The sequence below is a fragment of the Saccharothrix sp. HUAS TT1 genome, assembly GCF_040744945.1.
Classification (GTDB): domain Bacteria; phylum Actinomycetota; class Actinomycetes; order Mycobacteriales; family Pseudonocardiaceae; genus Actinosynnema.
Genome location: NZ_CP160453.1, coordinates 6,981,551 through 6,992,477 on the forward strand (window position 1 = coordinate 6,981,551; position 10,927 = coordinate 6,992,477).

The following is a 10,927-nucleotide window of genomic DNA, read 5'->3' on the forward strand; positions in this document are numbered from 1 at the left end:
TCGTCCGCTGTCCGGGCAAGGGTGATCGACCGGGCGCTAGACCGCGCGGGCCGCCGCGAGGGTCCGGCGCACCGCGTGGAGCACCGCGCCCGCCGAGGGCAGCCACCCGCGGTCCGGCTCGGGCGCGGAGAACCAGGCAGTCGGCGTTCCCGGCAGCCGCAGCGACTTCGGGGACCGCAGGTGGGCCACCCCCACGGGCATGTCGGCCTGGGTGAACACCGAGTCGTTGGCGTCGCAGAGGAAGGCCACGCGATCACCGCGCTCCCCGGTGCGCAGGGCCGGGCGGGTCGCGCCCAGGTCGGCCAGGCGGGTCAGGACCGCCTCGGCCAGGTGGACGGGGACCTCGAAGGCCACCAGGCCGCCGGTGAGGGGCAGGCGGACCTCTCCCCCCTCGACCTCGACGTGCCACCCGAGACGGCGCCGGTACCACTCGGCGACCCCGTCCGCGCCGTTCGGCACCGGGTACGGCGACTCGGCGGTCACCTGGCTGCGCGGAGAGAACACGGCAAACCTCCTTCGGCACGTCCGGTCGGCTCGGCCGACCTCGACGGCGGGGCTCCGGTGGTGGTCCACGCGCCCGACCGCCGTCGTCGCGGTGGTCGGCGGACGAGGGCGTCCCCTCCACCCAAGGTCGGCCACCCGGCGCGAGGCGACAAGGCCCGCCCGTGGCGGAGCACCCCGAGGGGCACGGCGCGACGCCCCTTCGCGCAGGGCGCCGCGACCCGCGCGGGCTAGGTCGGCATCGACAGGCGCAGGTCGACCCGCCCGGCCAGCTCCTCCAAGGCCGCCAAGCCGCTGCTGCTGGGCACGCCGAGGACGGACAACCGGACGCACCGCGGCACGGCCCCGAAGTCGTCCAGCAGGTCGGACACGAGCGGCCAGACGTCGTCCTCCAACGGCTCGCCCGGGTCCCCGACGGCGACGACCTTCACCGCCGGGTTCACCGAGCGGCCCACCGGCACGGGGTGCCACGGCCGGGTGGTCCGGCGCAGCCACAGGCCGCTGCGCATCACGACGACCAGCCACCTGTCGGTCAACCGGAAGACGCCGGGCAGGTGCGGGGCGAGGTCCGGTCTCGGGGCGCGCCACCGCAGCGGCACCGCGGCCGGGTCGCCGGACAGGCACCGCAGCTCCTGGAGGTACGGGGTCCAGGTGGCGACGCCGGAGGGGTCGTGGAGCACGAACTCCACGCCACCGCCGCGCGCGACCGGCGTGCCCTCGACCACGGCGACGCTGCTGCCCAGGACCCCGGCCACCTCGCACCCCAGCGCCACCACGTCCTGACCGCTCCCGCACGCCAGCCGGACGCGCGTGCGCGCCGCGTCCGGGATGCTCGCCAGGTAGGAGGCCACGTCCGCGGCGCGCACGGCAGGTCCTCCGGGGACCCCGGCGATGACGGTGAGGCGTTCCGGGTCGGGGGGCACGATGCGCCAGCGGGTGTCGAGCGCCGCGGCCAGGGGCCGCAGCAGCACCCCGCCCGGCAGGTGCTGGGTGACCAGCAGCCCGTGGTTCCGGGACGGTTCCTCGGGGGCGGCCGGCTGCCAGCGCGGCACGGGGTGGCGGGCGCCGAGGAACGCGGTGGGCTTGCCGGGCGCGCACCGCCACCAGGTGCCCGCCGAACCCTCGTCGGCGCCGTGGACGAACAGCGTCGAGCCGGCCACCTCGACGGGCCCGGACGGCGCCAGCAGCTCCACGCCGGTCCGGTCGGCCAGGCGCTGCCACCAGCCGGGGTCGGCGGGGTGGGGACCGCGCACCACCACCCGCAGGACCCGGGTGCCCCGCTTCGCGGCGGCGGTCACGACCTGCGTCACCCGGTGGAGCAGGGCGGCGGCGGGCACGCCCTCGGCGTCGAGCACGACCGGCACCGGGGCGGCGGGCAGCGCGAGGGCCAGCGCGCGCAGGGCGGGGTCGTCCGCACCGCCCGCGCGGACGACCAGCACCGCGCCGATCCGCTCCACCACGACCCGGCGTCGCGAGCGGCTGCCCGGCGACCTCCGGCGAAGCGCCCCGACCAGTCGGCGACCGGCGCGCGGCCCGCGTCCGGGAAACCTCATGCGGCGCCCGCGCCGGCGCACCCGGGCACGTCGACGGCCCGAACCGCCGACCGAAGGGCGCGCGAGCGCGTGATGACCACGTGAGGCATGTGTTCTCCTTGCCCGGCAACGGAATCGCCGCGGTGGCGCGCTTGGGCGCTTGAGGGTAATCCGGTTCCCGGACGGGGGCACTGCCCCGCAGCGGACCGTGCCCGTCCGATCACCGGGGCTCTGCCCCAACGGGCCCTCCTCCGTCCGGTTCCGCGCCGCTCCCGCGCGCGGCCTGGCGCACGCGGGCCCGCCCTGGGAGGATCACCCGACCCGACCGGACGACGACCCGGCGGCGCACCGGGTGCCGCCGCCGACCGGGGTGATCGAGCGTGCGCGAACCGGCCCGCAGGGCGTTGGAGGACCGGGTGGTGTCCCTGGTCAACGTCGAGCGGTCGCGCCGCGGCCTGGCGGCGCTGGGGGTCGACGAACGGCTGCGCCGCTCGGCCAGGCGGCACAGCGCCGACATGGCGCGGCGGCGGGTCCTCGCGCACCTGCTGCCGGGCGGGCCGGACCCGTTCGAGCGGATGCTCGCCGAGGGCTTCCCCCACCCCGCCGGTGAGAACGTCGCGTTCGGGCAGGAGACGGCCGTGCGGGTGGTGGAGGCGTGGATGCGCAGCGCTCCGCACCGCGCCAACGTCCTGCACGCGGAGTTCGCCACGATCGGGGTCGGCTTGCTGCTCGACGCCACCGGGCACTGGTGGACGCAGAACTTCGGCTACGCCGACGACGGCGCCTGAACCACCGCCCGGGGTCACCGGCCGCGCAGGCGGCACCGCTCCACCGCGATGGCGAGGGTGTCCAGGAGGGACACCGTGTCGGGCAGGCTCAGGCACGGTTCCGCGGTGCTGACGCCGTAGGCGAGCGGCGCGTGCTGCCTGCCCTCGTGCAGGAAGGAGCCGAAGGCGACGCCGACGAGGCCCTTCTGCCCGTCGGCGCGCTGCCGCGCGACGGACGCGACCGCGTCCCGCTGGCGGCGCAGGTCGCCACCTCCGGGCACGGCGACCACCAGGCGCGGCGGCAGGCCGGCGGCGCGCAACCGGGTCAGCGCGGCGGCGGTGGACGACGGGTCGTGCGCCGGCCGGTGGAGCCCGCCGCGCAGCACGAGGTGGGCGGCGGGGTGCGCCGCGGGTGCGCGGGAGAAGCGGAGCCGGTGGGCGTTGGCGTCGAGGACGGCCGCGACCGCCGTGCCGATGTCCCCGGTGGCTTCGTTCTCGCAGCCGACCGGGACGGGCGCCCGGGACGCCCAGCGCCACTGGAGGGGGTCGGTCGTGGACCGCGTGGTGGTCAGCCCGTAGGCGACGAGGTCGGCGGTGTGCAGCACGGTCGCGGGGTGGGTGAAGCGGACGGCCTGGGGCAGGCCGGTGCGCAGCGCGTCGAGCAGGAACCGGCGACCGCCCTCGCCGCCCTGGGCCTCGGGGTAGGCGCACAGCACGACCAGGAGCTGGTGGCGGTAGGGGGTGACCGCTTCGGCGAGCTGCCCGGCGTAGTCCAGCGCCGCGGTGGTGTCCCGCACGCACCGGGGGCCGGCCAGCACGAGCAGCCGGTCGTCCACCCCGTCGAGCACCCGGCGCACGGCCACGCGCTGGCGGTGCACCTGCGCGGCGACCTCGGGCACCGGCGAGTCCGTCGCGGCGGAGGTCATGGCGTCACTCCCTCTCGGGCGCAGCGGTGCGGGACGGGCGGTGGCCTCCCCGACCGGGACGGTGGCCCCGGTCGGGGAGGCACGGCCCGGCGAACCGGTGTGGACCGGGTCAGTAGAGGAGCTTGCCGAAGGTGAACTGGTTGAAGTGGCCCCACGTCTGCACGAGGGTCCGACCGGAGTTGTAGGTCAGGTGCATCGTGGTGCCGAAGTAGGCGGAGTTGTTCGTCCGGCGGACGGTCAGGTAGAACCACTCGTCCGTGTAGGCCCGCACCTCGACGCACGCGCCGGGTCGCATGACGGCGGTGGTGTTCAACCTCGAGGCGAACCCCGCGCTCACCTCGTAGTCCGAGCCGTAGTTGCACAGCTTGAAGGTGGTCGTCGCGGCGTTCGCGGTCCCGGCCGTGCCCACCACCGCGAGGAGCGCTAGCAGGAGTGCGGTGAAGAGGGGTGCGATGCGCTTGAGTGCCATGTGATTCCTCGGTGTGCTGGGGTTGGGGTGGACGACCACCACTCTGCTTCCGCCTCCCGGCGGCGGGCAACGCCCGTCGCCGGGAGGTGCGCGGAGGTCGGCCCCGCCCTGCCCGATCGGGCCTGGCCCCTCCGGGTCACTCGATCAGCTTGTCGCCCAACACCTTGCGCAGGAACTCGATGCTGCGCTCGGCCTCGTCGACCCGGCCGCACTCCACGCTGAGGAAGATCTCCCGGTCCAAGGGCTCCAGGACCTCGAAGATCCGCTCCCAGTCGACCATCCCCTCGCCGAGCGCGCAGCCCACCGGGGTGCCGGTGACCAGGCCGCGCTCGTCAGCGCTGTGCTGCTCGCTGATGTCCTTGGCGTGCATGTGGACCACGCGGTCCTTCACGCGGTCCAAGCCCTCGTAGAGGTCTTCCAGCGCGGCGAGGTAGAAGTTGCCCGTGTCGAAGTTGATGTTGATCCACGGCGAGGGGGCGAGGTCCGCGATGGCCAGCAGCCCCTCGGAGGTGCAGCTGAACGTGCCGTGCGGCTCGATGCACACGTTCACCTCGTGCCGCTCGGCGACGAAACCCGCCTTGGTGAGGGTGTAGCGCATCATCTCGTGGGCGAACGCGTCGTCCATCCACTCCGGCTTGATCATGTCGTCGGTGTTGACGAACTTCGCCCCGCAGGCGTCGGCGAACACGATCGCCCTGGTGAGCCTGGGCACCGCCGCTTCCGGCTTCATCAGCGGGCTGTGGCCGCTGATGCCCGACACGCGGACACCGGCCCGGTCGCAGATCTCCTTCATCAGCAACGGGTCCTCCTCCATCGAGAAGGAGTGGAAGAAGTCGACCTCGCTGAGCAGGTCCCACCCGGTGTGGACCATCGGCTCCACGTACCGGTAGCCCAGTTCGGCCGCTTTCTCGACGCCCCAGCGAAATCCCTTGGCGGCGTCCTTGATGTACTCCATGTTCAGCGTGGCGCGGTACCTGGCCATGGTTGAGGACCTTTCCTTTCCTTCGCGGAAGGCGTCCACTGAGGACCATCGGACGTGCGTGGTTTCGCGCGTGCGGTCGGACCTCGGTGGAGGGGGTGGGTGCCCGATGCGCGTCCTCCGATTGGGCCGATCGGAGGCGCAGGCACCAGGATTGGTACCGGCGCACGTGGTTGCAATCACTGGGTGCAGGAGCGCCCGAAGACCCCCCGTGTTTGCGCGAACGGGCAATCGGGTCGGTGGATTACCTGGTGAGGGGCGGTGCGGGTCCAGGGCCCGGAAATCCGCCGAGTACGACGGGGAGCATTCGGGTAATGCCTGTGCGTGTTCGGCGCGGCAGGAGCGGCTGCCGTGGCGGCGGCGGCCGGGCAGCCGGTCGGGCCGTGACCGGTCCTGCGCGGGCCGTAGTCGTCGACGAAGGACCTCGAAAGGGGAATAAACGCGTGTTAATCTGCTGTGGCCACCGACCTACGAGTACAAAGCACCTCCTCCTCCGCGCGGCTGTTTTGGACTTGATTTGACCTCACTCGAACCGTTGTCCGTCGAACTCCTCGGCTCCGTGCGGGCGTTTCTCGGCGAGACCGAGGTGGACCTCGGCGCCGCCCGCAGGCGCGCCGTCTTCGCCGTGCTGGCGCTGCGGTCGGGGCAACCGGTCCCGGTGGACGAACTGGTCGACGCGGTGTGGGGCGACGAGCCGCCCGCCAACGCCGGGGCCAGCGTCTACACCTACGTCTCCGGCCTGCGCAGGCAGCTCGAACCGCAGCGGTCCGCCCGCTCGGCGTCCGGGGTGCTGGTGTCGACCGGCCTCGGCTACTCGCTGCGGTTGACCGACTCCTCCTCCGACGTCGAGCTGTTCGAGGAGCGCCGCCGCCGCGCCGCCGCCGCGCCGGACGCCGAAGGCGCCCTCAAGGAGCTGGACGCGGCCCTGGCGCTGTGGCGCGGGGAGGCGCTGCGCGGGGTGCCCGGTCCGTTCGCCTCGGCCCAGCGCGCCCGGTTGGCGGAACTGCGCCTGGTGACCGCGGAGCGGCGCGCGGAAGTGCTGGTGGAGCTGGGTCGGCACGCCGAGGCCATCGGGGAGCTGACCGAGCTGACCCACCACCACCCGCTGCGCGAGGGGCTGCGCGCGCTGCTGATGACCGCCCTGCACCGGGCGGGCCGGCACGCCGAGGCGCTGGAGGTCTTCCGCGACACCCGCCGGATGCTGGTCGACCAGCTGGGCATCGAGCCCGGCGTCGAGCTGACCGGGTTGCACCAGCGGCTGCTGCACGAACTGGTCGCCCCGGCCGCTCCCCTGCGCTCGACCCTGCCCACCCGCAAGCCGCCGGCCGCGCCGACCCTGCTCAGCCGGGACCGGGAGCTGGAGGCGCTGCGCCGGGCGGTGGCCGACCTGTCCACCTCGGGGCGCGGCGGTTGCCTCTGGCTGGAGGCCGAGCCGGGGATGGGCAAGTCCGCGCTGGTGGCCGCGACGCTGGCCGAGGCCGGGCAGCGCGGGTGCGCGATCGCGTGGGGCGCCGGCGACGAGCTGAGCATGAGGTTCCCGCTGCGGGTCCTGCTGGACTGCCTGGAGATCAGCACCTCCTCGACCGACCGGCGCCGCGCCGAGGTGGCCGAGGCGCTGCTGGGCGGCTCCGACACCGAGCCGGACGCCGAGCTGGACGCCGTGGAGCGGTTGGTGGGGCTGGTCACCGAGCTGTGCGGGCGGGCTCCGCTGGTGCTCTCCGTGGACGACCTGCACTGGGCCGACGAGGTCAGCCTCCTGGTGTGGCACCGGTTGACCCGGCTGGTGCGGCGGCTGCCGCTGCTCCTGGTCTCCGCGTGCCGCCCGGTGCCGCGCCGCGACGACGTGGAACGGGTGCGCGACGCGGTGGAGGCCGCGGGGGGCGGCGTTATCCGGCTCGACCCGCTGTCCGACGAGGTGCTGGTGGAGCTGGTCTCCCGACGCCTGGCCGCGACGCCCGCCGGTGGCCTGCGCGAGCTGGTGGAGCAGGCGGGTGGCAACCCGGCGTACGCGCTGGACGCGGTGGACGACCTGGTGCGCCGCGGCGCGGTGCGGGTCCAGGCAGGCGTCGCCGACCTGGCCGGTGCGGGCGAGGGCGGCGCCCGGTCGCCGGACGCCGCGCCGACGCGCCGGCTGGACTTCCTGTCCGCCGCGACCGTCGAGGTGCTGTGCGCCGGTTCCCTGTTCGGCATGGAGTTCGCCATCGGCGACGTGGCGGTCGTGCTCGGCCGCCCGCCGTCCGAGCTGGTCGTGCCCGTGCAGGAGGCGATGACCGCCGGCGTGCTGGTCGAGGCGGACGCCGAGTTCGCGTTCCGCCAACCGCTGGTCCGGCACGCGCTGTACGAGGGGGTGCTGCCCCCGGTGCGCGCCGCGCTGCACCGGCAGGCCGCCGAGGTGCTGGCCTCGGCGGGCGCGCCGGCCGCGCGGGTGGCCCGCCAGCTCGTCGCGATGCCGTCGCTGGACGCCTGGAGCGCGGGGTGGGTCGCGGACAACGTGCGCGAGGTGATGCTCGCCGACCAGGACCTGGCGGCCCGGCTGCTCGGGTCGGTCTCCGGGCAGCCCTCGCTGAACGACGCGCAGCGCGACCGGTTGACGTCGTGGATGGCGTGGTTGAAGTTCTGGCAGGGCAAGCGGCCGGAGAGCGAGGCGCGGGCCGTGCTGGCGCGCACCCGCGACCCGCACCTGGCCGCCGAGATGCGGTGCGTGCTGGCCATGCTGCACTCCGGCGAGGGCCGCGTGGACATGGCGGTGGAGACCCTGCGGGTCGCGGTGGAGGACGAGGCGACGCCGGAGCCGTGCCGGACCAGGCAGGAGGCGCTGCTGGCGGACATCCACCGCGCCGGGCGCACCGACCTGGAGGCGGCCGAGCGGTCCGCGCACAACGCGATCAGCAGGGCGGAGCAGGCGGCCGACGGGTTCGCCATCAGCCACGCCCTGCGCGTGCTGTGGCAGATCAGCACGGTGCGCCGCGACCACGCCGAGGCGCTGGACCGGGTGGACCTGGCGCTGACGATGATCGGCGACCCGCAGGACGTGCACGAGCTGCGGCCGGTGCTGCTGGAGAACCGGTCGGCCACGTTGCAGAACCTGGACCGCCTGGAGGAGGCGGGGCAGGCGCTGCGCGCGGCGCGGGCCCGCGTCCGCAAGGGCCCCAGCGTCGCCTACCTGCGGGCCTACACGGCCGTCCACCAGTACTGGACCGGCCGCTGGGACGAGGCGCTCGCCGAGTTGGCCCAGGCGTCGGAGGTGGTCAACCACCACGGGATGCCCGACCACGGTCCCGCGCTGCTGGTGCCCGCCATCGTGGCGTTGATCCAGGCGCGACGGGGTCGGCTCGACGTGGCCCGGGAACGGTTGGCCCGGGTCGCCGACCACCCGATCGCGCTGGTGGCCGACCAGGAGCACGCCGATTTCCTGTACGCCGCGCGGGCGCTGGTCGCCGAGTGCGGCGGCGCGGGCCCGGCGGAGGTGTTCGGCCACCTCGAACCGCTGCTGGGCGACCTGCCCGGGCAGATGACGCCGCGGCACCCGTGGATGCCCGGCGCGGTGCGCGTGGCCGTGTCGTCGTCGGCGTGCGACCTGGCCGAGCGGGCGTACCGGGTGAGTGCCGAGGAGGCGGCCCGGGAACGGGTGCCCGCCAGGGCGTTCGCCGCCGAGGCGCGGGCCAGGGGCCTGCTGCGCAACGACCCCGACGCGCTGCGGACCGCCGTGACGCGGTACCGGGCGGCGGGCCGGCCGGTGGAGCTGGCCGAGGCCCTGGAGGACCTGGCCGCGGTGCTGGCCGGGCGGGGTTCGGCGGACGAGGCGGCGGCCGTCCTGCGGGAGGCGTTGTCGGGGTACGCGGCCCTGGGCGCGGTGCTCGACATCCGGCGGGCCGAGGCCCGGTTGGCCGCGCACGGCGTGCGCTGAGACCCGCGTTCCAGGTCCGTGCCCGGCGGCGGTCGGAGGGGGAGGTCGCCGCCGGGCACGTTCGGGCCATCGCGGGCGCCGGCCGGCGTGGGTTCGGGAGTCCTGCGCGGCCACTGCTGCGATGCCCGGGTCCTCGGGGGGCGGAGCGCCGGCCCCGCCGCGTGAGGTCAGATCAGGCCGCAGCGGACCGCGTAGGCCACGGCGTGCGGGCGGTTGCGCAGGTTGAAGCGGGTGGTGACGCCGTAGATCACGTTCTTGACGGTGCGCTCGGAGTAGGAGAGCTTGGTCGCGATCTCCGCGGTGTCCAGGCCCTCGGCCATCATGCGCAGGACCTGCTCCTCGCGCGGCGTCAGGCGCGTCCCCGAGGTGGTGCCCAGCTGCTCCAGCAGTTGGCGCTGCAACCTCTCCACGTCCTTGAGCAGCACGCCGATCAGGTTCGGCGGCATGACGCCCTCGCCGGCCGCCGCCGCCAGGACGCTGTGCTGCAGGCGCTCGGCGGTGGTCGTCGACCTGAGCAGCACCGCCACGACGCGGCACTCGACCGCGGTCAGCAGGTGCGACTCGTCCAGGTCGGTCGCCACCAGCACCACCGGGGTGCCGATCTCGGTGGCGGCGCGGCGCATGCCGCTGATCACGTCGGTGGTCAGCCGGTCGACCGCCACGACCGCCACGTCGGCGAGGTGCCGCTGCTCGGCGGGCAGCAGCACGATCTCCGACCGGGACTCCAGTTGACCCACCAAGCCGGCCAGGCTCAACGGGTCCACCGCCTGGAGAACCACCTTGACTCTGCGCACCGCCGCCTCCGAAGGACTTCCGGGTTCGTTCCGGGCCGAAGTCTGTCCGGGGGCCGCCACAATGCGTCTGAATTCGGTCTACAGGGCCGCCACAATCGGTGTCGACCCCTTCAGAAGTAGGCTTGACCTGCGCGAACGATCGTTCACCTCGGGCCGCGAGCGGCGTGGGTCACACCTGGGGCGTCGTGGCGGGGCGTGCGTCGGCGACCGGCGGGGCGTCCACCGACGGGGCTTCCACCGGTGAGGCGTCCACCGAGGGCGCGTCGGCCGGCGAGGCGTCGGAGAGGGGCGCGTCGGCCGGCGAGGCGTCGACCGGGGGCACCTCCCACGGCAGCACCTCCAGCGGCCGGTCGTCGTGCAGGCTGTCGTAGGCCGCCCGCACCTCCTCCTCCGACATGACCAGGGTCCGCCGGATGAACTCCCCCGCCAACCGGACCGACGCCGGACCGCCGGGGTTGAACAGCACGTCCACCCCGTCGGCGAGCAGCTCGACCAGGTCGGTCAGGTCGACCCGCCGCCACTCCGGCGAGCTCACCCGTCCCCGGTGCCCCTCGCTCGTCGCGACCACCGTGCACGGGACGTCGTCCGGTGAGTTCATCACCAGCGGCCGGCCGTCGCCGTTCATCGCCAGGTCGTACAGCGTGTCGCGCAACAGCATCTGGAGGTGCTCGACCTCCGCCTCGCCCCGCAGCAGCAGCCGCATCACCGCGTCCAGCGGGTCGTGCGGCGACGTCGGGTTCGACGGCACGTACGACGGGTTGGTCCGGAACCGGCCCACCTCGCCCTCCGGCGACACCGGCCACAGCCCCACCACCGCGTGCAGCGGCGGCGCTTCGTCCTGCGTCTCCGGCGCCCAGGACGGGTCCATCAGCAGGAACCAGTTCTCGGTGTCCGCATCGGTCTTCATGTCTGCCTCCTGTGTCGGCGATACCGGTTCGTGATCGACCCGGACCACTCCACACACCCCGGCACCCGCGGACAAGACCGCCGGTCGGCGCGGGCATGTTGGGGCAGGGGCCCGTTCCCGAACGGCCGAACCGGGGCGGTCCCCG

At 74.6% G+C, this 10,927-nt stretch carries 9 protein-coding genes; 2 read left to right on the plus strand and 7 right to left on the minus strand.

Annotation, left to right across the window (positions count from 1 at the left end):
- Window positions 1-36 precede the first annotated feature (36 nt).
- Window positions 37-504 (minus strand): hypothetical protein, encoded by a 468-nt coding sequence (locus AB0F89_RS31155; RefSeq protein WP_367129228.1) that lies wholly within the window; start codon window positions 502-504, stop codon window positions 37-39.
- A gap of 227 nt (window positions 505-731) precedes the next feature.
- Complete coding sequence (locus AB0F89_RS31160) at window positions 732-1,961, minus strand: hypothetical protein (protein ID WP_367129229.1); 1,230 nt, start codon at window positions 1,959-1,961, stop codon at window positions 732-734.
- Between the two features lie 452 nt (window positions 1,962-2,413).
- Here AB0F89_RS31160 and AB0F89_RS31165 point away from each other — a divergent pair, with 452 nt between their 5' ends.
- Window positions 2,414-2,821, plus strand: a complete 408-nt coding sequence (locus AB0F89_RS31165) for a CAP domain-containing protein (RefSeq protein ID WP_367129230.1) — start codon at window positions 2,414-2,416, stop codon at window positions 2,819-2,821.
- Window positions 2,822-2,835: 14 nt separating this feature from the next.
- Here the strand turns inward: AB0F89_RS31165 and AB0F89_RS31170 are convergent, their stop codons facing one another.
- From AB0F89_RS31170 to AB0F89_RS31180, 3 genes are all read right to left on the minus strand, one after another.
- Window positions 2,836-3,726 carry a hypothetical protein gene (locus tag AB0F89_RS31170; protein ID WP_367129231.1) on the minus strand — a complete coding sequence of 297 codons (891 nt, stop codon included), beginning with the start codon at window positions 3,724-3,726 and terminating at the stop codon, window positions 2,836-2,838.
- A 109-nt stretch (window positions 3,727-3,835) separates the two neighbouring features.
- Complete coding sequence (locus AB0F89_RS31175; RefSeq protein ID WP_367129232.1) at window positions 3,836-4,195, minus strand: hypothetical protein; 360 nt, start codon at window positions 4,193-4,195, stop codon at window positions 3,836-3,838.
- Between the two features lie 136 nt (window positions 4,196-4,331).
- Entirely contained in the window at window positions 4,332-5,177 is an 846-nt protein-coding gene (locus AB0F89_RS31180; RefSeq protein ID WP_367129233.1) for a sugar phosphate isomerase/epimerase family protein, read from the minus strand.
- A gap of 532 nt (window positions 5,178-5,709) precedes the next feature.
- On the opposite strand from AB0F89_RS31180, the gene AB0F89_RS31185 reads away from it, so the two are divergent.
- Window positions 5,710-9,081, plus strand: a complete 3,372-nt coding sequence (locus AB0F89_RS31185; protein WP_367129234.1) for a BTAD domain-containing putative transcriptional regulator — start codon at window positions 5,710-5,712, stop codon at window positions 9,079-9,081.
- Between the two features lie 167 nt (window positions 9,082-9,248).
- Here AB0F89_RS31185 and AB0F89_RS31190 read toward each other — a convergent pair whose 3' ends face one another.
- Both AB0F89_RS31190 and AB0F89_RS31195 read right to left on the minus strand, forming a co-directional pair.
- A complete protein-coding gene (locus AB0F89_RS31190; protein WP_367129235.1) occupies window positions 9,249-9,875 on the minus strand; it encodes a LuxR C-terminal-related transcriptional regulator in 627 nt (208 codons plus the stop codon).
- A 169-nt stretch (window positions 9,876-10,044) separates the two neighbouring features.
- A complete protein-coding gene (locus AB0F89_RS31195; RefSeq protein ID WP_367129236.1) occupies window positions 10,045-10,782 on the minus strand; it encodes a type VII secretion system-associated protein in 738 nt (245 codons plus the stop codon).
- Between the last annotated feature and the right edge of the window lie 145 nt (window positions 10,783-10,927).

What these genes read in the sequence shown, in the direction of transcription:
- AB0F89_RS31170 (WP_367129231.1), bottom strand. Translation starts at nt 3,726, where the DNA reads ATGACCTCCGCCGCGACGGACTCGCCGGTGCCCGAGGTCGCCGCGCAG.
- AB0F89_RS31175 (WP_367129232.1), bottom strand. Translation starts at nt 4,195, where the DNA reads ATGGCACTCAAGCGCATCGCACCCCTCTTCACCGCACTCCTGCTAGCG.
- AB0F89_RS31180 (WP_367129233.1), bottom strand. Translation starts at nt 5,177, where the DNA reads ATGGCCAGGTACCGCGCCACGCTGAACATGGAGTACATCAAGGACGCC.
- AB0F89_RS31195 (WP_367129236.1), bottom strand. Translation starts at nt 10,782, where the DNA reads ATGAAGACCGATGCGGACACCGAGAACTGGTTCCTGCTGATGGACCCG.